Source organism: Tunicatimonas pelagia (assembly GCF_030506325.1).
GTDB lineage: Bacteria > Bacteroidota > Bacteroidia > Cytophagales > Cyclobacteriaceae > Tunicatimonas > Tunicatimonas pelagia.
In genome coordinates, this window is record NZ_CP120683.1 from 2,976,623 (window position 1) to 2,997,407 (window position 20,785).

At 44.6% G+C, this 20,785-nt stretch carries 18 protein-coding genes; 13 read left to right on the forward strand and 5 right to left on the reverse strand.

Annotated elements, in window-relative coordinates; all coding sequences use genetic code 11:
- Positions 1–41 precede the first annotated feature (41 nt).
- The 4 genes from P0M28_RS12630 to P0M28_RS12645 all read right to left on the reverse strand — a co-directional run bounded on the left by P0M28_RS12630 (position 42) and on the right by P0M28_RS12645 (position 6,079).
- Entirely contained in the window at positions 42–1,622 is a 1,581-nt protein-coding gene (locus tag P0M28_RS12630; protein ID WP_302210268.1) for a response regulator, read from the reverse strand.
- Positions 1,623–1,634: 12 nt separating this feature from the next.
- Positions 1,635–2,222 (reverse strand): hypothetical protein, encoded by a 588-nt coding sequence (locus P0M28_RS12635; protein ID WP_302210269.1) that lies wholly within the window; start codon positions 2,220–2,222, stop codon positions 1,635–1,637.
- A 336-nt stretch (positions 2,223–2,558) separates the two neighbouring features.
- Entirely contained in the window at positions 2,559–5,066 is a 2,508-nt protein-coding gene (locus P0M28_RS12640) for a hypothetical protein (RefSeq protein WP_302210270.1), read from the reverse strand.
- Positions 5,067–5,464: 398 nt separating this feature from the next.
- Complete coding sequence (locus P0M28_RS12645; RefSeq protein WP_302210271.1) at positions 5,465–6,079, reverse strand: toxin-antitoxin system YwqK family antitoxin; 615 nt, start codon at positions 6,077–6,079, stop codon at positions 5,465–5,467.
- A gap of 223 nt (positions 6,080–6,302) precedes the next feature.
- Here P0M28_RS12645 and P0M28_RS12650 point away from each other — a divergent pair, with 223 nt between their 5' ends.
- From P0M28_RS12650 to P0M28_RS12710, 13 genes are all read left to right on the forward strand, one after another.
- Complete coding sequence (locus tag P0M28_RS12650) at positions 6,303–7,949, forward strand: sodium/sugar symporter (RefSeq protein ID WP_302210272.1); 1,647 nt, start codon at positions 6,303–6,305, stop codon at positions 7,947–7,949.
- 58 nt (positions 7,950–8,007) lie between these two features.
- The gene (locus P0M28_RS12655; protein WP_302210273.1) at positions 8,008–8,580 is read left to right on the forward strand and encodes a hypothetical protein; all 573 of its coding nucleotides are present in this window, start codon (positions 8,008–8,010) and stop codon (positions 8,578–8,580) included.
- 41 nt (positions 8,581–8,621) lie between these two features.
- Positions 8,622–9,779, forward strand: a complete 1,158-nt coding sequence (gene galK, locus P0M28_RS12660; RefSeq protein WP_302210274.1) for a galactokinase — start codon at positions 8,622–8,624, stop codon at positions 9,777–9,779.
- A 73-nt stretch (positions 9,780–9,852) separates the two neighbouring features.
- Complete coding sequence (locus tag P0M28_RS12665) at positions 9,853–10,908, forward strand: UDP-glucose--hexose-1-phosphate uridylyltransferase (RefSeq protein WP_302210275.1); 1,056 nt, start codon at positions 9,853–9,855, stop codon at positions 10,906–10,908.
- An 80-nt stretch (positions 10,909–10,988) separates the two neighbouring features.
- Positions 10,989–11,558: a hypothetical protein gene (locus tag P0M28_RS12670; RefSeq protein WP_302210276.1), complete on the forward strand. Its 570-nt coding sequence runs from the start codon at positions 10,989–10,991 to the stop codon at positions 11,556–11,558.
- Entirely contained in the window at positions 11,555–12,040 is a 486-nt protein-coding gene (locus tag P0M28_RS12675) for a helix-turn-helix domain-containing protein (protein WP_302210277.1), read from the forward strand. Before P0M28_RS12670 ends, P0M28_RS12675 begins: the two co-directional genes overlap by 4 nt.
- Positions 12,037–12,489, forward strand: a complete 453-nt coding sequence (locus tag P0M28_RS12680; RefSeq protein WP_302210278.1) for a hypothetical protein — start codon at positions 12,037–12,039, stop codon at positions 12,487–12,489. Before P0M28_RS12675 ends, P0M28_RS12680 begins: the two co-directional genes overlap by 4 nt.
- A 251-nt stretch (positions 12,490–12,740) precedes the next feature.
- Entirely contained in the window at positions 12,741–13,292 is a 552-nt protein-coding gene (locus P0M28_RS12685) for a GNAT family N-acetyltransferase (RefSeq protein WP_302210279.1), read from the forward strand.
- Between the two features lie 117 nt (positions 13,293–13,409).
- The gene (locus P0M28_RS12690) at positions 13,410–13,640 is read left to right on the forward strand and encodes a type II toxin-antitoxin system HicB family antitoxin (RefSeq protein WP_302210280.1); all 231 of its coding nucleotides are present in this window, start codon (positions 13,410–13,412) and stop codon (positions 13,638–13,640) included.
- A 77-nt stretch (positions 13,641–13,717) separates the two neighbouring features.
- Positions 13,718–13,858: a type II toxin-antitoxin system HicA family toxin gene (locus tag P0M28_RS12695; RefSeq protein ID WP_302210281.1), complete on the forward strand. Its 141-nt coding sequence runs from the start codon at positions 13,718–13,720 to the stop codon at positions 13,856–13,858.
- Positions 13,859–14,086: 228 nt separating this feature from the next.
- Complete coding sequence (locus tag P0M28_RS12700) at positions 14,087–15,037, forward strand: carbon-nitrogen hydrolase family protein (RefSeq protein ID WP_302210282.1); 951 nt, start codon at positions 14,087–14,089, stop codon at positions 15,035–15,037.
- A 145-nt stretch (positions 15,038–15,182) separates the two neighbouring features.
- Complete coding sequence (locus tag P0M28_RS12705) at positions 15,183–18,365, forward strand: PVC-type heme-binding CxxCH protein (RefSeq protein ID WP_302210283.1); 3,183 nt, start codon at positions 15,183–15,185, stop codon at positions 18,363–18,365.
- A 183-nt stretch (positions 18,366–18,548) separates the two neighbouring features.
- Entirely contained in the window at positions 18,549–19,478 is a 930-nt protein-coding gene (locus P0M28_RS12710) for a ThuA domain-containing protein (protein WP_302210284.1), read from the forward strand.
- Positions 19,479–19,572: 94 nt separating this feature from the next.
- Here P0M28_RS12710 and P0M28_RS12715 read toward each other — a convergent pair whose 3' ends face one another.
- Complete coding sequence (locus P0M28_RS12715; RefSeq protein WP_302210285.1) at positions 19,573–20,781, reverse strand: peroxiredoxin family protein; 1,209 nt, start codon at positions 20,779–20,781, stop codon at positions 19,573–19,575.
- Positions 20,782–20,785 lie beyond the last annotated feature (4 nt).

Sequence of the window (20,785 nt, forward strand, 5' to 3'; positions counted from 1 at the left end):
ATAGAAAGTGCTCCAAGCCCCGTGCTCCCCGCGCCTCGCCCTTAAAGTTTTATGCCGAACCGGGTACGGAATTTCTCAGCAAAGCGGGTGCTGTTTTTGAACCCTACGGAGAAAGCTAACTGCTGGGTGGATTTGTAATTACCCTGATCGTAGTAGGCTTTGGCGCGGAGTAGGCGACGTTCCGTGATTAGTTTAGTAGGAGTAGAACCACACAGCTCCTTTACTTTTCGGTACAGAGTGCGTTCGGTTAAGTCCAGTTGAGCGCATAGTTCGGGTACGCCAAATGGCTTGTTGCCAATATTCTCATCAATCACGCTGCGTAGCCGCTGGTTGAATTCGGCTAGCTCGTCAGGTAGTAGTGGAGTTTGATTCTCGCGTAGTTGTTGCGCGATAAATTGCTTCCTGAAACTATCCTGCTCAAGCAGCTTATCAATCAGTATTGAGAGCTCTTCTTCTGAAAATGGTTTGGTCAGGTAGCCATCAATGCCTACCCGAAGCATATCCAACTTGCGCTGCTGGTCGGCTTGCGCGGTAATGACGACAATGGGCTGTTTATAATTTCGCTGCTTAAGTTCATGAATTAGTTTTAGCCCATCCATACGCGGCATCATGTAATCGGTGATGATTATATCAACATCATGTTTTTCTAATAGCTGTAGAGCTTCTTCACCGTGTACTGCCTCCAGAACTGTGTATTGGCTAATAGCGGGAATGCTTAGGATAAACCGTCGCATATCCTGATTATCTTCTACCAATAGAATTGTCTTCGTTGATGACGGAGATAATGGCGGAGCGTTTTCTTCCAGAGAGGTATCGTCAATAGTTATTTCTGAATGGGGCACTTCGGTAGCGGTAGAATCTCCTTGCCAAAACTGATCTTCCATAAAACGAATGGTGAACTGCGCGTAGCGGTTTACCTCGCTTGCTACCTGAATATAGTAGTCGTGTTGTTCTAAAATAGCTCGGGTTATTGATAGCCCAATGCCACTGCCCTGGCTGCGGGTAATATCATTTTTCACTTGGTAGAACCGATCAAAAATCCGGTCTACATCCTGCCAAGGAATGCCGATACCGGTGTTGTATATCTTAAGCAGGGCTTCATCTTCTACTTGCAGTATGAGCTTGGTAACTCCACCTTGATGAGTAAACTTTAGTGCATTGATAATTAAATTGGTAATGGCTCGGTTCATCAGCACCGCATCGCCGTCGATGAATATCGGGCGGTCGGGAATATCTAGCGTTAGATTAATGGTTTGCTGACTGAAAATATCAGAAAAATCGGCGTGAACTTTTTGCAGCAATTGCGATAGATTCACCGAAGTACGCTGAAGGGTCAGTCCTTTATTATCCAGCTTGCTTAGGTCAATAATACTGTCGACCAGCTCTTTGATATCGGCAGATTTCTCAGCGATAATCTTAGCGTGCTGCTGGTTCGTTTCGCCAACAGCACTTTCGGAAAGTCGGCGGGCGTAGCCAGAAACCAAGGTAAGTGGGGTACGGATTTCGTGCGAGATATTAGCGAAGAAGTGGCTTCTGAAATCATGCAGTTCCTGTAGTTCCCTCGCTTGCGCTTCAATAGTGCGCCGATCAGCTAATGCTTTATTTCGCTCCAGGGCTAGCATTTTTTCAGCTTCTTAGTTAAACTGTTTAATGTAGAGCACAATAAGGTAGGGCGTGAAAAAGGCTACGGTTATCACGACCAGCACCGTATTTGGTAAGTCATAATCCTGAAAAAAGATATGGCTACTTAGGGCAGCCGTTAAACTCACCAGCAAAACGATAAAGTGAGCGGTAAACCGTTGGTAAAGAACAACCGCCGCCAGTGGATAAACAATAAGAAACAGTTCGGTCAGTTCGCCAGGTATCGTAAATATGCCAACTAATGTACACTGTACGATACTAAAGCCAAAGAATAGAAATTTGGATAGCTCGGCGTAATCTTTAACATTGAGGTACTGCACAAAACTAAAAATAAGTAAGGTAGTAGCGGACTGCAGCGCAATAGGGTGCCAAAGTTGAGATGATACTAACCCGTAGATGGCGATAAATATCACTGATACATGATACCAAGTTATGCACAGAATATTCAGCAACTTTTTATTTCGGTGTTCCCGCTTTTGTTCGGGGTCAATACCCAAGTTGACTAAGTAGGTATAAAAAGAAATCAGCGGTTTGAGTGTAAGTTGCGGGAAACGATAGATAGTTAGTTGAGCGGTTTTCATACAGGCTTATCTAGAGTCATTAATTATGTAAAACTAATCAGGAGTTGCGGATTGTTTTACTTTCACCTTTTTCTTTTTGCCCTATGCGGGGGAATAGTACTGATAACCTGCACGCTTGCCATTCCCGAAGTACCTAGTATATGCTAACTTTCTTTTAGGTTGACAGAACCCTACGGGTACAGAGAGACAATTTCTATATGATAGGGAGCTTGTGGAGTGGATGCACCGAAAACCGGGAATGGGAGTTCAGGCCAGAAGTAAAACAGAGAGAGCCAGATTTTTACGTCTGGCTCTCTACTATTCACTCGTTAAAAACTAGTCCTGACTGATAATACATCAATCTACCCATGTCAGCTTTTTAATGCAATGATTACCAGAGTCAGCTACGTAAACATTTCCGGCAGCATCAATAGCCAAACCTTGTAGTCCGACAAAACCTGTGGCAATTCTTCTGGAATTACCATTAGTATCTATTTCCCAGATTCGGTCATTACCAGTAATGTAGATATTTCCGTTCGAGTCGATAGCTACGTCGCTAATCCGGAAATATGACCCAGCTAAAGTCGTGACGTTATTATTGGTGTCTATCTTACGCAACTTATTATTGTCGTTATCAGCTACGTACAAGTTCCCTGAAGCATCAGCGGTAATTCCTTGAGGTTGGTTAAACTGAGCGACGTTCGGTGCACCATCAGCCGATCCGGCAGTCCCCCTACCTACCGAATAGGTAGTCCAGTTATTGTTACTGATACTAAACTGCTCAATCGCATGTCCTCCAAACATAGAGGCGTATATGTTATTATTATAAATGGCTATTCCCCAGATGGTAGATGAGCCTGGGGCACCAGGGCTAGTTACCACTCCGGCTGAGGTGATTTTTCGTATTCTACCAGCACCACCACCTGTTCCAAAGTCAGCCACCCATATAGTACCTGAGGCATCAACCTCTACATCACTTGGGTCTAAGAACTGGGCACTAGTACCTATACCATCGCGCGAACCTCGAGTACTGCCGGCAAATGTAGTTACCACTCCGGTCGGGGTAATCTTACGAATACGATGATTACCTGCATCGGCTACAAATAGGTTACCATTGCTATCAAAAGCCATTCCCTTAGGGTCGTTGAACCGAGCAGCCTGACCAGTACTGTTAGTATTACCTGATGCTCCAGGTGTACCCGCAAATACACTTACCACCCACTTATCGTTGTCATCGACGATGATGGTAAAATTCGCCGAAGAAGTACTACCATTTAGTTCGGCCTGGTAGGTTCCCGTGATAGTGGGGTTGGTTTCGTGGTCGAAGCTACTGGCAGTGGCGATTAGTAACTGCCCTTGGGCATTAATACTCACCGCATTGGGCACTGACTGGCTTATAATGGTGTAAGTAGGCGTTCCAGTACCGTTGGCCACAGTGACATCTAATACGCCAATCGCGGTATTCACCTCACTGTTTTCGTTTACATTTCCAAAAAACGCATTGGCGGTTATCATCACCTCCAGAACATTGTTGATAGAAATGGTAAAGTCTGCTTCGGCTTCCTGGCTATCTACAACTACCTTGTACCTTCCTGTAACCTGCGTATTGGTTTCAAAGTCAAATACAGTAGCATCGGCAATGCTGATTTCGCCTTGGGCGTTGATGCTGACCGCCCCAGTTATTGACTGACTGACAATCGAGTAGGTTGGCGTTGCCCCATTGAATCCGGTAGCGTTTACCGTGCCAATAATGGTATTCACCGGACTATTTTCATCTACGTTTCCACTAAAATCAGTAGCACTTAGCGGTGTGGTAGGTTCCGTAATATCGTTAATTGTGATAGTGAAGTTGGCTTCTGCTTCTTGGCTACCTACAACTACCTTGTACTTACCCGTAATCTGGGTATTAGTTTCGTAATCAAATGCACTAGCATCGGCTACGCTCAATTGTCCCTGAGCATTAATACTCACCGCTCCAGTTATGGACTGGGACGCTATGGAGTAGGTCGGTGTTCCTCCGGTCACGGTTGCTGATACGGTACCAATGGCCATACCTGCTGGACTATTCTCATCGATACTGCCTGAGAAGTCAGCTATGGTAATCTTGATACCATCTTCATCCACCACTGTTACTTCTTCTACATTCAGAACCTTCACCGTAAAATTGGCGGTGTCCGTCACGGTACCCACGGTCGCCGTATAGGTTCCTGTAATTTCCGAATGGGTTTCATGGTCAAACAGGCTACTATCAGCTACAATAACTTCACCCTGGGCATTGACACCTACTGCGCCACTGGGCGATTGGCTAATGACCGCATAGGTAGCAGGATCACTGCTCCCAGTGACTGTCACGTCTAGGGTGCCAATGACGGTACCCGATGCGCTGTTTTCGTCCAAACTATCTAAGAAGGTATTGGCGTTAACCTGTATTTCGTTCACATCGGTAACAGTGATGGTAAAGCTTGCTGTGTCACTGGTTCCCTCAGCCGAGGCTACGTATTCCCCGCTGATGGTAGGGTTGGTCTCAAAATCAAACGCCGCTACCTGAGCTACTTTCAGCTCCCCGCTACTGGCTTCTACACTAACGGCCCCATCTACACTTTGGGAAAGCAAACTGTACAACAAAGCGGTACCCGTGCTGGCAGTAGCTACTAAGGTATCAATTACATCACCCATTGTTGGGTTTTCAGCAATACTTGCGGTAGCATCCATTGCCGTAATGGTTAAAAGGTTTCCTGTTCCGGGAGTGGGAGTTGGGGACGGTGGGTTGGAGGCATCATCGTCCTCCCCGCAGGAAACGATGAGCAACCCACTCATGACAATGCCCCACAATAAAACTAGAAATCGCACACTGATTCTTTTCATTGGAATAAAAGATTACGTGAAATAAATGAGTAAAGCGGTGGGTCGGGAGGTGCAGAGAACCGGTGATTTAAAACCGGACGCTGCAATAGTAAAAAATAAAAAGTAACGGATAATAACCCTTCAAATAGCGAGGATGTAATGATCTACGGGTCAGGATATAGCCGAAATGATGGAAATAGAAGTTCGCCTTACCGGGTCTGCCAAATATCTTGTTGGTTCCGAAAAATATGATTATTGCGACTTTTAATTAAACTTTTGTAAGAATTTTGAAGGTGTGCGAAATTACTACGAATTGAAGTGGGGTAATTAATAAAGAAGCCGAAGTTCCTTAGTCAAGAGGAGGAAAATAGCAATGAGTTTTTGGAATAAACGGGTGGAGTGGAGAAAGTCAATACGGTCTAATTGGGGTTTTCGGATGTTTCTACTTTCATCTTTTTCTTTTTCCCTCGGGTATTATAGCGATACCAGTCGCCCACTCGCTCACCTTTCTCAAATTGCCCAGAGTATTCTAGTTTCCCTTTGGGAGTGTAGAACTTCCATTCACCATTTTCTTTTCCATCAGCAAAAGATCCGGTTTGCCAGAGTTCGCCGTTCTCATGGTAGAACATCCAGTCACCATCAGGTAAGCCCTGCTGATAATTCCCCACGCGTTTTAGTTGCCCACTTTCGTAAAAAAACTGCCATTGACCTTGGTATAAACCATTTTTATAAACGCCTCGCTTTTCAACTAACCCGTTAGGAAAGTAGTAATAAGCTGAGTCCTCCAGTAGTCCGTACTGCCAGATTTCTTTTCCCGTCAGCTTTTCGTCAAAATCAAAGTATTGTACTTTGCCGTGCAGCGTATCGTGCCGATACTCTTCTATCGAGTTAAGCTTTCCGTCAGGATAGTAGAATTTCCATATATCCTCTTTACCAAAGTCGCTCTCTTTCCCCTCTGCCTTTATTGATCCATCTTCGTAGTATTCAACTGTTGTTGTCTGACTAAAAACATCTCCCGAGGTTAAAACAAGCATCAAGCTGAGAAAGAGTGAATGCGTCAGTGTGTTCAAGTATCGAAGTTTAAAGTGTTGTAGTACTTGGTAGGTGTTAGGGTATTCTCGAGGTTACTTGTTTAGTGTAAACGGAAATACCATACAGCGGTCACCATAATACAAAAACACCATAACACATTAACACACAAAACTAAGAGAGAATTAGTATACTTGTACTCTCGAACAATAACCTAACTACCAAACTATGGGATTTTCTACTTTAGACATTATTGTCTTCCTGGTTTACTGCCTGTTTATTGTGGGACTAGGACTGTGGGTATCGCGCGATAAAAAGGGGGAAGAAAAGAATTCGGAAGATTATTTTTTGGCAAGCCGCTCGCTACCCTGGTGGGCCATTGGAGCTTCACTTATTGCTTCTAATATTTCTGCCGAGCAATTTATCGGTATGTCCGGTTCGGGCTACGCCCTCGGACTGGCAATTTCTACTTATGAGTGGATGGCAGCGGCTACGCTGTTGGTAGTAGGTAAATTCTTTTTGCCCGTCTACATCAAGAAGCAGATTTACACCATGCCCCAGTTTTTGGCTGATCGTTATAACGATACGGTACGAACCGTGATGGCCGTATTCTGGCTACTGGTTTATGTATTTGTAAACCTTACCTCAGTCATCTATCTGGGCGCACTCAGCATTGAAACCGTCATGGGTATTCCTTTCACCTATGCTGTAGCAGGATTGGCCGCCTTTGCTTTGCTATACTCCATTTACGGAGGACTAACCGCCGTAGCCTGGACTGACGTAGTGCAGGTGGTGTTTCTGGTTCTGGGTGGATTGGTTACTACCTATTTAGCGTTGGAAATTGTGGGAGATGGCGATGTGCTGGGCGGACTAGCCCGCTTACGTGATGAAGCCCCTAAGCACTTCAATATGATTATTAATGAAGGCGAAATGATGATTCCCGACGGGCAAGGTGGCACCCGCGATGCCTACATGGACTTACCCGGACTAAGCGTACTGATTGGTGGTATGTGGATTGTGAACTTAAGCTACTGGGGCTTTAACCAGTATATCACGCAGCGAGCGTTGGCGGCTAAAGATTTAGATAATGCCCAACGCGGAGTGCTTTTCGCCGGATTCTTGAAGTTATTAATTCCTCTGATTGTAGTAATTCCCGGTATTGCGGCTTACGTGATTGTGCAGAATGAAGAGTTGGCAGGGAACTTTACCCAAACTATGACCGATCCCGATACCGGATTTATCAAACCGGATCGGGCGTATCCTACACTGCTGGGCTTGTTGCCTAACGGACTACAAGGGGTAGCATTTGCGGCACTTACCGCGGCGATTGTGTCGTCACTGGCTTCGATGGCAAATAGTACATCCACTATTTTTACCATGGATATTTATCGGCATTATTTCAATAAAAATGCCTCTGAGGCCAACTTAGTCCGCACCGGACGAATTGTGGTTCTCGTAGCTTTTATTGTTGCCTGCTTCGTAGCTCCGGCACTGGGAGTACTTGACCAAGCTTTCCAGTTCATTCAGGAGTATACCGGCTTTGTTTCGCCGGGTGTATTTGCCATTTTTGTATTCGGGGTATTCTGGAAAAAGACCACTCCCAAAGCCGCGCTCACTGCGGCGATTCTTACCATCCCACTTTCTACCCTATTTAAGTTTGTCACCCCGAATATACCGTTTATCGACCGGATGGGGATTGTCTTCCTGATCTTAGCAGCTATTATTATTGTAATGAGCCGGGTAGAAGGAAGAGGTAGGGATCAACCTAACTCGGTAGAAATTGATTCGGGACTCTTTAAGACCAGTGCTAAATTCAACATCGGGGCACTGCTCATTCTTGGAGTTCTGGCAGCGTTGTATGCGATTTATTGGTAGAAATTCCGCATCACTGATTAATAGTTTTCACGAGATCGAGCTTTATAGATTGTAGCGAATGATACCGGAATATCTGTACCACTACTATGAAACAAGCAATGGTTCTTTTCAAAATATCACACAAAATGGATATGAGAAAGCCGTTAAGATTCAGGGCAAAATCTCGGAAGGCTGGAATAGTAAGAGGCCATCTAACTATATAGAACTTCGGTTTGCTCTGGAAAAGAGGTTAAGAGACCAGTTTATATCCAAGGGTGGGAAGCCTACTAGAGATGATCCGTTTTACTTTACATTAGGAGAATGTAAGTGGGCAAAATCCTGGTATATAAACCCTGGAGTTGTAAAAATTCCATTATCTGATTTCAGTTCCGAACATATCAGTTTTACGTACCCTGATAGTATGGTATCGTTTCAGTTTAATGACGAACCTAAACTTGCAACGTATCGGAAAGGATGTAATGGACAAGTCTTTTTACTAAGCGAGTTAAGTGATCTGATCAGTGAGTATGGATTACCATCTGAGGAAAAATCTCACGCTGAAGAAAGGCTAAAATATGACAAATATATAGAAGCTCAGGTGTGGGATGACTCAATAATAGAAGCATATAAAGCAAAGCTCAACGAGGTATAAAATGCCCTAAAACGCGTTTTATACTAATCAATTTAGTTATAATGAATAAGCAAACGATACAAACTGAATTTGAAACCCGCTACGGCAAACCAACCTTACTAGTGCGCTCCCCGGGTCGAGTCAACCTCATCGGCGAGCATACCGATTATAATTTGGGGTTTGTGCTTCCGGCAGCAGTAGATAAAGAAATCATTTTTGCCCTATCTCCTAGTTCTGACAAACAGTCGCACTTCCACGCGCTTGACCTAAACGAGACGCTAGATTTCGATACCCAAAATTTTCAGAAATCAGAAAAAACGTGGGCAAACTATGGCTTAGGGGTGATTGACCAATTGCAACAGCTTGGCCATCAAGTTCCGGCCTTTTCCTGCGTTTTTGGTGGAAATATTCCGCAGGGGGCGGGAATGTCATCATCGGCTGCCTTAGAGTGTGGTTTGGCCGTTGGGCTTAACGAATTATTCAATCTAGGCATTGACAGGGTAGATTTAGTTAAGCTTTCGCAAAAAGCGGAGAATGAGTTTGTGGGAATGAACTGCGGCATTATGGATCAGTTTGCCAGTGTGTTTGGTAAAGATCGCCATGCTCTGAAGCTAGATTGTCGTTCGCTAGAATATGAGTACTATCCGGCAGACATTAGCGAATACAAACTGGTGCTGTTCAATAGTGCCGTAAAGCATTCTTTGGTAGATTCAGAGTACAATGTTCGCCGTAGCCAGTGTGAAGAAGGAGTCGCGCTTTTACAGAAACTGGGTGAAAATGTAGCTAGCTTACGAGATGCCACTTTACCAATGCTGGAAAAATATCAGAGTCATTTTGACGAAGTGGTTTACCATCGCTGCGCCTATATTGTAAAGGAAAACCAGCGGGTGCTAGACGCTTGTCAGGCATTAGCGAATCAAGATTTAGCTACCTTTGGTCAGAAGCTCTACGAGTCGCAGCACGGTATGCAGTACGAATACGAGATCACGGTGCCCGAAACCGAATTTTTGGTAGATCAAACCCGCGACGAACCCGCTGTTTTAGGCGGACGACAGATGGGTGGCGGATTTGGTGGCTGTATCATCAACTTGATTGAAGAAGCCGAAATTGACCGTATTGCTAACCAGCTCGCTCAAACGTATAAAGAAAAATTTAATCTAGACTTAGAAGTATACATCGCCGATATTGTCAACGGAACCGAAATAATGATTGATGATTGATGCCTCCGTGGCGCGGATAAATGATTAATTAATATCATCAGTCATTAGTCATCACTCATTAATCATCAACAAAATGGAATTTAACCTTACTGATCATCCGCATCGCCGTTACAATCCACTCACCGGAGACTATGTGCTAGTTTCGCCCCACCGCACCAAACGACCCTGGCAGGGGCAGGTAGAAAAATCGGAGGAAGAAAAACGACCAGAGTACGATCCCGACTGCTATTTGTGCCCGGGTAATGAGCGGGCTGGTGGTGAAATTAACCCCAATTATCAAAACACTTTTGTCTTCACTAATGACTTTGCCGCGCTCAATCAGGAAAGTCCTAGCGGTACTTACGAAGTAGGTGGTCTGTTGCGAGCTAGGAGCGAGACCGGAATTTGCCGGGTAGTTTGTTTCTCACCCCGCCACGACCTTACAATACCCGAATTGTCGGTGAGCGACATTGAAAAAGTGATTAAGCTGTGGCAAGATGAGTACCGCATACTGGGAGCGAATCCGGACATTAACTACGTACAGATTTTTGAGAATAAAGGCAAAATGATGGGTTGTAGTAATCCGCACCCGCACGGGCAAATATGGGCGCAAAGCACGGTGCCGAACGAACCAGCTACCGAAGGAAAATTTCAAGGCGATTACTACCAGCGCAACCGCCGCAGTCTGCTGGCTGATTATCTGAAGATAGAGATGAAGGAGCGAGAACGGATTGTCGTAGAAAATGATCATTTTGTGGCGTTGGTACCCTTCTGGGCGGTTTGGCCCTACGAAACTATGATTATCAGTAAACGGCATATTCAGCATATTTTGCAGTTCAATGACGAAGAAAAAACCGCCTACGCTGAAATCCTCCAGCAATTGACTATCCGTTACGATAACCTATTCGAGACCTCTTTCCCATACTCCGCCGGAATCCACCAGGCTCCTACTGACGGTCTAGACCACACGGAGTGGCACTTCCATCACCATTTTTATCCCCCATTGCTTCGCTCTGCCACTGTAAAAAAATTTATGGTCGGCTACGAAATGCTCGGCGATCCCCAACGCGACATTACCGCCGAAATGGCTGCTGAAAAATTAAGAAGCTTACCAGATGTGCATTATAAAAACGAGGCTACTAAGATTTGAAACTCCGTAATTTCTTGATGCTGTAATATGAACTCTATGTAAGGAAACGGTATATAAAAATAAACTTATAAGTTGATTTTATGGTTATAAATGGTATCTTTGCTATTGTCAATGGGAGCTTACTGTCTGTCCGGTTTGAGGGAAATGAAAGAGATGAGTTTGCTAGACTATTTGAGCAATGGCAAGATATCGAGTACCTCGAAAACTTTTTTGAAAGTAACAAAGATGATTTGCAAAATGGATTTTTCGGAAATATTAGCATTGAAGATGCAGTATTTACTACTACTGAAGAAGCCGATGAACTGGAAAACCACATTCAGGAAGTGGCCAAAAAAGGACAGGAAGATGATTATTCTACACTCTACGATCTGATATTTCATCCTTTACATGCCAACGATGTGTCAACGTCGCACATAGAAAGCAAAGCATACGGCTTAACCTCTAAATCTTGGTTACGAGTGTATGCTATTCAGATCGCTACTAATTTATATGTTGTTTCTGGCGGTGCCATCAAGCTTACCAAAGCTATGCAAGATCGTCCACATACTATAGAAGAACTTAAGAAACTTAGAGCTACTGCATCCTATCTTAAAGAAATAGGATTAGAAGGTAGCGGAGACTACGGTTACATAGATATACAAACATCATGATTACACGACAAGACGCACTTAACAAACTTAACGGGATTATTTTAGATGGGCGGCAATCCGCGACTCCTAGCCAGTGGCACGAGGATGTAAAGCGACGCGCTGAAGAAAAGCCCTGGAAAAAACGATCTCAAGCAGTAGCCTTAGCCGTTCTACGAACCCTCCGCGCCAAGAAAATGAGTCAAAAAGAACTAGCTGAACAGTTAGGCGTATCTGCTCAACTAGTTAATAAATGGGTAAAGGGTAAAGAGAACTTTACTTTTGAAACAGTTTCAAAGTTAGAGGAAGCCTTAGATATTCAGTTAATGCAAGTTACTGGTCTTAAAAAGCAAACAACTAAGTTGAAAGAGTACATTATGGTGGAAAAGGTTGAGAAGGCTAAAAAGTCGCATAAACCTACTCAGACGGCTTCAACAGAAACCAAAGTGATTCCAATGAGCAGAGAACTTAGTTATATTCCTGACGAGCAATATGCCTACTCATGAAAGAAGAAGAAGCTGGGAAAATAGGTTTCCTTCTTAGCAACATTAGTACTTTAGAATTTGCTACAATCGATAGTGCCTATCAGGAAGGTAGTCCAGAAGATTTACAGCTAGGCTTCGGCTTTGGGATACTAGAAGAAGAGAGGTGGATAGTCTGTGATGCCAACGTTGAATTTCATATTAATAATCGCCCCTTCATCATCATAAAGGTACGGTGCGAATTTGAAATCGATCCGAATGCTTGGGAAAGGTTCGTTGATTACAAAAAAAATACAATAACATTTCCGGATGGGCTCCTCCGACATCTGGCGGTTCTTACTACGGGTACTACCCGCGGTATACTACATGCCAAAACGGAAAACACAAAATTCAATCAAATCATACTACCCACTCTTAACATTGCTGATATTGTCAGCGAACCCATAACTTTTGATATAGACGCTAAGAAGTAATTACTTGCTCTGAATAGCCTCTTAAAAATGTACATTTTGTTCGATACCAAACAAGTTAATCTTATCAAAGATTACAACCCTACTAACAAATCAAGAACTTATGCTAAATATATTCCATTTTGGGCATAACTCTTATGTGACGGTTATGTGATTGAGTAAAGCGGTTAGTTATATTTATATGTGTAAATAACTGTAAATCAGTTGCTTAAAAATAATCACTCGTATGATGGCTATGTGATTAAGCATTAAAAATGAACCACTTTCCAAAAATAGAAACCAACAGGCTACTTCTTACTGAGTTGAAAGCAGCCGATATTCCTACTATTGTCAAGCACGCTTTCAATCCGAAAATATCAGACTTCACAGGAAATATACCTTATCCGTACTCAGAAAAAGACGCGATCTACTGGCTAAATCTGGCGAATCAAGGATTTAGAAGCGGAGCAAATGTTATTTTCGCAATTAGACTAAAACCTCAAGAAGAATTTATTGGAGGAATAAGTTTGACCATTGAGCGAAGATTCAATCGGGCAGAAATTGGCTATTGGATTGCCGAACCGTTTTGGAACCAAGGTTTGACTACGGAAGCCACAAAGGCGATAGTAAAGTTCGGTTTTGAGATACTCAATTTGAACAAACTAACCTCATCGCATCTCGCCAAAAACATAGCTTCAGGAAAAGTGATGCAAAAGGCTGGAATGGTCAAAGAAGGTGAATTGAAGGAGCATATTCTCAAAGATTCTGAATACCATGATCTGATTTTGTATGGACTTACTAAAACTGATTACGTTACACGAATATAAACGGAATGGTGGCTACAGAGAGGTATGAAAAGAGTATGACACCAAATTAGTGCAATATTTGTTATAGTTTTACGATCAGGGCATTATGAATGGTTATCCACACTTAAGATCATCAGTATGGAAAAATTACTGAAACTGCATATTGAAAAACTTCCAGAGGGATTTTACTTAGCAACATCTGACACAATTCAAGGTTTGGTAGCGCAAGGAAGAACTTTGAATGAAACCATAGAGATTGCAAGAGATATTGCTAAAAAATTGATTGAAGCCCAGGAGGGAGAAGGAGCAGAGGATAAGCTAACTACTATAGATGATAACTTTGATTATTCAATAGTTGTCGGAGTTTAGTAATGGGAAGGTTAGCTGGGTTTCGCTACAGACAAATCATAAAGAAACTTACGTCAGGCCGCAGGCAGTCATGAGATATGGCCACCATGGAATGGCATAATGAAGAAACTAAACGATTCACTACTATTCCTAATTATCCTGGCGATATGCCTGAAGGAACACTGAGAGCTATCCTGAAGCAAGCTAATGTTTCACCAGACGAATTTCTGCAAAATTGAAGAAATACATATTGTCGGGAATAGGTATTTTGGTTGGGCTCGGATTAATTTTAGATGTATTCATTTTTCAAGATAAGGCTATTGTTCCCGGATGGGGAGAATCTATGATAACTCCTTTTCAATTTGTTGAACTAATAGGTGCAGTATTACTGATTGCTTCGAGAGTCTTTTCGTATAGAAAGGTAACAGTCTAAGTCGGAAAGAGCTAATCTCATAAGATAACAATTCATGCAAAAACAACTCATCGTTGGCCTAGCCCAAATTTCCCCGGTATGGCTAGACCGGGAAGCAACGCTGGTAAAAGTAGCCGATTACGTAAACCAAGCAGCCGAGCAGGGCTGCCGGTTAGTAGCGTTTGGAGAAGCTTTGGTTCCCGGTTACCCGTTTTGGTTAGAACGAACCAATGGTGCCCAATTCAACTCACCTGTTCAAAAGGAGCTACACGCGCTTTATCTACGAGAAGCCGTAGTGGTAGAAGAGCATTTGAGTGATCTGCAAAAATTAGCGCAGCAAAAGCAAATTGCTGTGTATTTGGGCTGTATCGAGCGAGCGATGGATCGGGGTGGACACAGTGTTTACTGCTCGTTGGTTTATATTGATACTAAAGGAGAAGTTGGTTCGGTACACCGTAAACTGATGCCAACTTATGATGAGCGACTGGCTTGGTCACCGGGTGACGGTCACGGACTGCGAGTGCATCCGCTGGGCGCATTTACCGTAGGCGGGCTGAATTGCTGGGAGAATTGGATGCCGTTGCCTCGGGCTGCTCTTTATGCTCAAGGCGAAGATGTGCACGTAGCCGTTTGGCCGGGTTCTCAGCGAAATACGCAAGATATTACCCGTTTCATCGCCCAAGAAGCCCGCTCCTACGTCATCTCGGTTTCGGCACTAATGCGAAAATCGGATATTCCTGACGATGTGCCGCAATCGACACAGATCAAAGAAAACAGTGATGAGTATTTGACCGACGGAGGTTCTTGTGTCGCCTCACCCGATGGAAGTTGGTTGCTGGAACCGCAGGTAGGTGAAGAAGGGCTATATACTGCTACGCTGGATCATCAGAAAATTCGAGAAGAACGGCAAAACTTTGACCCCTCCGGTCACTACTCTCGCCCTGATGTTACTCAGCTTATGATAAATAGAGAGCGCCAAAGCGTAGTGAAATTCCGTGAGGAGTAATAAGTGTACTTCACTATCGCGGATAAAGAAGAAGGGTGTTCTGACCAGTGTGATTCTAAAATCTACCGGCTTTTTTTATGGTTTCCAGAACTGTTGTATATTGTGAGTCGCGGTAAGGTAAATACCGAAAATACAACAATACTAGATGATAACCTTTCAAAAGAAATTTACCGATGGTGTCTTCGGTATATTAGGTGCTGCCATAATAGCCGTTGGGCTGGGTGGCTGCTCTAATTCCAACACTTCTGGCCTATCGGTAGAAAAAGATTCCCACATTGTTCTTATTGGTAATAACTTAGCCTCCCGAATGATGCACTTTGGTCACTTTGAGACCGAGATGCAATTGCGCTATCCCGAACATAGTTTGTTCATTCGTAATATGGCTGATCCGGGGAATACACCCGGGTTTCGTCCCCATTCTAGCCGAAACTCGCCTTGGGCCTTTCCTGGAGCGGAAAAGTTTCAGGACGAACTAGCCAACGATTCCGGGAGTGAAGGGCATTACCCAACCCCCGACGAATGGCTGACTAGTTTGGAAGCCGATATTATCCTAGCGTTTTTTGGGTACAATGAATCCTTTGAGGGTGAAGAAGGGCTAGAAAATTTCCGGGCTGAACTAGATGCTTTTATTGACCATACGCTCAGTCAGAACTACAACGGCGACTCATCGCAGGCGGTACAATTAGCAATTGTGTCACCCATCGCTTTTGAAAACCTGTCCGACCAGTATGATCTGCCCGACGGAACAAAGGAGAACGCGAACTTGGCTATGTATACCCAAGCCATGCAGGAAGTAGCGTCAGAAAATGGGGTACACTTTGTAGATGCTTACAACCCCACCAAAGGTTGGTTTAGTGAGGCCGAAGCTGCCCTAACGATTGACGGTTTTCAACTGACCGATGACGGCTACCGTCAGTTCGCTGACTTACTGGCCGATAAAGTATTTGGTGAGAAAGAGGCAGGGGCCGAAGAGCACCGGGCCTTAGTACACGAGGCGGTGATGGAGAAGAACTGGATGTGGCACAACGACTACAAAATACCGAACGGCGTACACGTATACGGTCGTCGTTACGAACCCTTTGGCCCCGATAATTATCCGGCTGAGATCAAGAAGCTTGGGGAGATGGCCGCTATTCGGGACGAGGCTATTTGGCAAGCTACCCAAGGGGAAGAAATGGATTTAGCCGCTGCTGATGCCCAAACGAGTCCGCTACCTCCGGTAGAATCTAATTATAAATCGGAAGAAGCTAGCGGTAGCGATGAGTACCTCTACGGACAGGATGCCTTAGATAAATTCACGATGGCCCCCGGTTATAAAATTGAGCTGTTTGCCTCTGAGCAGGAGTTTGAAGATTTGGCAAATCCGGTACAGCTATCATTTGATAATCAAGGAAGGCTTTGGGTAGCTACCATGCCGAGCTATCCGCATTACAAACCCGGCGATGGTAAACCCAATGATAAAATCATCATTCTGGAAGATACCGATGGTGACGGCAAAGCCGATAAGCAAACAACCTTTGCCGATGGCTTACACCTGCCCGTGGGCTTTGAGATTGCCCCCGAAGGAGTGTACGTTTCGCAACCACAAGACTTACTGTTGTTCAAAGATACTGACGGCGATGACCAAGCCGATGTGCGCGAAGTCTTGCTCAGCGGTTTCGACGATCATGATACCCACCACATGCACAGTGCGTATACGGGAGACCCCTCAGGAGCTATTTACATGGGTGAAGGAGTGTTCTTGCATACGAATGTAGAAACCCCCTACGGTCCGCTGCGGGCTACCAACGGTGGATTTTACCGCTACAATCCGCAACGGCGACGGTTGGAGCGCGTAGCGCAATTGCCTATCCCTAACCCTTGGGGCATTGCTTTTGATGAATGGGGGCAAGATTTTTACGCAGATACATCAGGGCCAGACGTACACTGGATGATGCCGGGTGAGGTGAATCCCCGCTACGGAGTAGCCACGGCTGAATCCCGCAACCTGATTGAAGATGCCCATCGGGTGCGGCCTACCTCGGGGCTAGAGTTTGTTTCCAGTCGTCACTTTCCCGAAGAGGTGCAGGGCGATTTGCTGATTAACAATACCATCGGGTTTTTAGGAACCAAGCAGCATAGCATGGTAGATGATGGTACCGGGTTCGAGAGTCGGCATCGGCACGATTTGGTGCAAAGCTCTGATCCTAACTTTCGCCCGGTGGATATGGAATTTGCGGCCGACGGCTCACTTTATCTGGTAGATTGGCATAATATGCTGGTGGGGCATATGCAGCATAACGCTCGTGACCCTTACCGCGACCACGTACACGGACGCATCTACCGTATCACCTATCCTGACCGTCCGCTGGTGGAATCGGCTGAAATTGCCGAAGCCAGTATGGATCAACTGCTAGAAAATCTGAAACTTCCCGAATATCGTACCCGCTACCGCACCCGCCGTGAACTGCGAGGACGCAACTCACCCGAACTGCCTTCTAAACTGAAAGGTTGGGTAGAAGGCTTAGATGAGAGCGATGCTCATTACGAACACCACTTACTAGAAGCCCTTTGGGTAAGCTGGGGACTTAATCAGGTGAATCAGGATTTACTACGCCGACTACTTAAAGCGGAAGACTATCGGGTTCGATCAGCAGCTACTCGGGTACTACGCTACACCGGGCATCAGGTAGAAGACCAAGCTGATCTACTGATGCAGATGGCGCAGGACGAGCACGGTCGGGTTCGCTTAGAAGCTATCGTAGCAGCCTCCTGGCTGGATAAAGAGCAAGGACTGCCCATTGTAGAAGTTGCGGGTGAAAAACCGATAGACGAGTGGATGCAGACTACCTACGAAACAGCACTAGCCCACCTGAACGGACGCTCTATGCAGGAAGAAAAAGACGAGTCTATTTCTACCCAACTGGCCGGAGCCGAACGAGAGCTATTTATTAAAGGTAAGGAGATTTACAATGAGGAAGGCTACTGCGGAACCTGTCATCAACCCGATGGGGGTGGATTGAGTGCTTCGCAGTTTCCTCCGTTGGCGGGAACGCAGTGGGTGTTAGGTAACGAAGAACGTTTAATTAAGCTAACCCTTCACGGACTGATGGGACCAATTGAAGTATTAGGGAAAGAGTATCCGGGACAGGTACCGATGACCCAATTTGGCGGACTACTGAATGATGAGGAACTGGCATCGGTGCTCACCTACGTGCGAAATTCGTTTGGTAATGAAGCTTCGGCTATTTCACCAGAGAAAGTGAAGGAAGTACGCGCTGCTACCGCCGATAAAACTGGATTCTATTCGCCCAAGGAATTACTAGAAGAACATCCACTTGAGAATTAGATTTACATACGCAAATCCCCCTTACCCCCTTTACGAAAGGGAGAAAATGCTAACAAGTAAGGATGATTTATATTCTTACTTGAGACTTCAATCAGAACATCCCCCTTGCTGAAGCCGACGTGGCGCGGAGGATTAACCCTTGTAAACTTCAATAATAAATATCAACTCACAATAATTGAAAATATGCCTTACCTATCATCCACCAAAAACCCAATTCTATTTTGTTTCATAATCGCCACTTTTCTCTATAGTTGCGGATCATCCTCTAGCAGTAGCGAAAGCGAAGAAGCTACCAGCCAGACTGGAGTAGCTAGCGAAGCGGAAGAGGAACAGCCAACGGTAGTCTTTGTTACCGGAGATCATGAGTATAGTAGTGAAGGTACCATGCCTAAACTAGCGGCCGAGCTAGAAAAGAACTATGGGCTAAAAACGATCGTACTCAAATCTGCTCCCGACTATAATGCTGAGGAAAATATTCCAGGATTAGAAGCTTTGCAGGAAGCTGATATGGCGGTATTCTTCTTGCGCTGGCGGCGGTTACCTTCCGATCAGGTAAAGCATATTGAAGATTATCTAAAAACTGGAAAGCCTCTGATTGGTTTCCGCACATCTACCCACGCCTTCAATTATCCCGAAGGGCACGAACTGGAAAATTGGAATGCCTTTGGTGAATTTGCCCTCAATGCGCCTCCCGGCTGGGGTGGCGACCACAACCATACCCACTACGGTCATGAGTCTACCACCGAAGTGAGTGTGATTGAAGAGGCAGGTGACCGGGAAATTCTTACCGGAGTGAATGATACGTTTGATGCTGCTTCCTGGCTTTACACTACACTTCCCGATTACCCCACCGAAGATTCAGAATGGCTACTGATGGGGAGCGCAGTCAATCCTGATAAGGAAGCTATTGACCACCCGGTAGCCTGGACGGGTACGAACTCTTTCGGTAGTAAAGTATTTACTACTACCCTAGGTCACCCGCAGGACTTTGACCGAGAACCGTTTCAGCGTTTAGTTATTAATGCCGTTCATTGGGCGCTAGATATGCCTATTCCCGAAGAGTGGGCCGGCCCCATGGAAATGAACGTGGCCTATCATGGGATAGAGAATTAATGTAAAAATAACATTTAGTTCTTAAGAAGGTATCATCTGTAATAGTCCGCTTCAAACGAGCAAGTGCTGCATAGAAGCCGTATTCCGGAGGTGCCTAAATTAGTTTATTGATGGCTTCGGTTATCGCTTCGTCGGTAGAATCACCGCTGTATCCTCCAAATACCTCTTGGATAATACGGTTTTGGTCTAAAATAAAGAATATGGGCGTAGCTTGAATATTATAGTTACTATTGACTTCTTTCTCGGACATTAAGAGTTTGTAGTCCAACCCCGTTCGTTTTCGGTAAGAAGATAAGACGTTCGTATTGCTGGTGTAACTTTCTACAGCTACCAAATCAAAGTCTTCCTCACTGTATTCTGAGGCTAGTTTATTTAGAAAGGAAATAGATGCACGACAGGGGCCACAGTTCACACTGGTAAATTGAACGAGTACAACTTTACTTTTTAACTCATTCAAGCTTATTTTTTCTTTATGCTCATCGGTCAGTAACCAATCAGGAGCCTTTTTACCCAATAGCTCGTGGGGACTGGCTACTTTTCTTTTTTTTCCGTATTGCCTGATTTCGTAACCTCCTGGAAAGTATGATGCGGCTACAATATCCTCCAACTCAACGCTATTAAAGCGAGAGTTAAACACGCTATTTACTGAAATATTATGATCCATTTCTCGCCGATACTTATAAGGTAAATTGGTAGACTTGTTAATCCATAGTTCATACCGGGATGTTGGATCTGTATAACCGTAGGGAGGTTCTGGCATATGGTATGCCTGTCCAAAAAACTCTACCTTCTGCTCTTCGTATATCGTTAATTTTACGTAGATGGAGTCTTTTAAATCGTCGAGATCGAGGGTAATACTATCTTTGGTATTTAAGATATACTCAATTATGTCTTGGGTGTAGTTATAAAATGGAACACTAACTGGTCGGAAAGGCAGTTTTCTTACATTGAAGCTGTCGATCATTATTCCCTGCTTGTCTTCGTAAACGGAAGCACGCATTTTGCCATCGTAGGCAAATCTTAATTGGGTGGTGTCGGCCGAGTCTAGCGTTACCCATTTAACCCCCAAAGTAGTATCCGCCGGATTGTCGTAAGTTTTGAAGTAGCTATAGTGAACAAAGGAGGGTACGGTGTCTCCGGGAGACCAAGCTTCACCTCGGGAGTAAAAAGTAGCTGATTTTATCTCGTCAAGATTTAAAAGAACTTCTTTCAAGTACTGATTAGGGTTGCTTGATTCAGGATTAGAACAAGAAGCTAAGAACAAGATACAGCTCAGTGAAAAGGTAAGAGGTCGGCAGTTCATAGCT

Bases quoted from the DNA above. Each gene is read 5' to 3' on its own strand.
- P0M28_RS12630 (WP_302210268.1), bottom strand. From the start codon at position 1,622: ATGCTAGCCCTGGAGCGAAATAAAGCATTAGCTGATCGGCGCACTATT.
- P0M28_RS12635 (WP_302210269.1), bottom strand. From the start codon at position 2,222: ATGAAAACCGCTCAACTAACTATCTATCGTTTCCCGCAACTTACACTC.
- P0M28_RS12640 (WP_302210270.1), bottom strand. From the start codon at position 5,066: ATGAAAAGAATCAGTGTGCGATTTCTAGTTTTATTGTGGGGCATTGTC.
- P0M28_RS12645 (WP_302210271.1), bottom strand. From the start codon at position 6,079: ATGCTTGTTTTAACCTCGGGAGATGTTTTTAGTCAGACAACAACAGTT.
- P0M28_RS12650 (WP_302210272.1), top strand. From the start codon at position 6,303: ATGGGATTTTCTACTTTAGACATTATTGTCTTCCTGGTTTACTGCCTG.
- P0M28_RS12655 (WP_302210273.1), top strand. From the start codon at position 8,008: ATGATACCGGAATATCTGTACCACTACTATGAAACAAGCAATGGTTCT.
- galK (WP_302210274.1), top strand. From the start codon at position 8,622: ATGAATAAGCAAACGATACAAACTGAATTTGAAACCCGCTACGGCAAA.
- P0M28_RS12665 (WP_302210275.1), top strand. From the start codon at position 9,853: ATGGAATTTAACCTTACTGATCATCCGCATCGCCGTTACAATCCACTC.
- P0M28_RS12670 (WP_302210276.1), top strand. From the start codon at position 10,989: ATGGTTATAAATGGTATCTTTGCTATTGTCAATGGGAGCTTACTGTCT.
- P0M28_RS12675 (WP_302210277.1), top strand. From the start codon at position 11,555: ATGATTACACGACAAGACGCACTTAACAAACTTAACGGGATTATTTTA.
- P0M28_RS12680 (WP_302210278.1), top strand. From the start codon at position 12,037: ATGAAAGAAGAAGAAGCTGGGAAAATAGGTTTCCTTCTTAGCAACATT.
- P0M28_RS12685 (WP_302210279.1), top strand. From the start codon at position 12,741: ATGAACCACTTTCCAAAAATAGAAACCAACAGGCTACTTCTTACTGAG.
- P0M28_RS12690 (WP_302210280.1), top strand. From the start codon at position 13,410: ATGGAAAAATTACTGAAACTGCATATTGAAAAACTTCCAGAGGGATTT.
- P0M28_RS12695 (WP_302210281.1), top strand. From the start codon at position 13,718: ATGGCCACCATGGAATGGCATAATGAAGAAACTAAACGATTCACTACT.
- P0M28_RS12700 (WP_302210282.1), top strand. From the start codon at position 14,087: ATGCAAAAACAACTCATCGTTGGCCTAGCCCAAATTTCCCCGGTATGG.
- P0M28_RS12705 (WP_302210283.1), top strand. From the start codon at position 15,183: ATGATAACCTTTCAAAAGAAATTTACCGATGGTGTCTTCGGTATATTA.
- P0M28_RS12710 (WP_302210284.1), top strand. From the start codon at position 18,549: ATGCCTTACCTATCATCCACCAAAAACCCAATTCTATTTTGTTTCATA.
- P0M28_RS12715 (WP_302210285.1), bottom strand. From the start codon at position 20,781: ATGAACTGCCGACCTCTTACCTTTTCACTGAGCTGTATCTTGTTCTTA.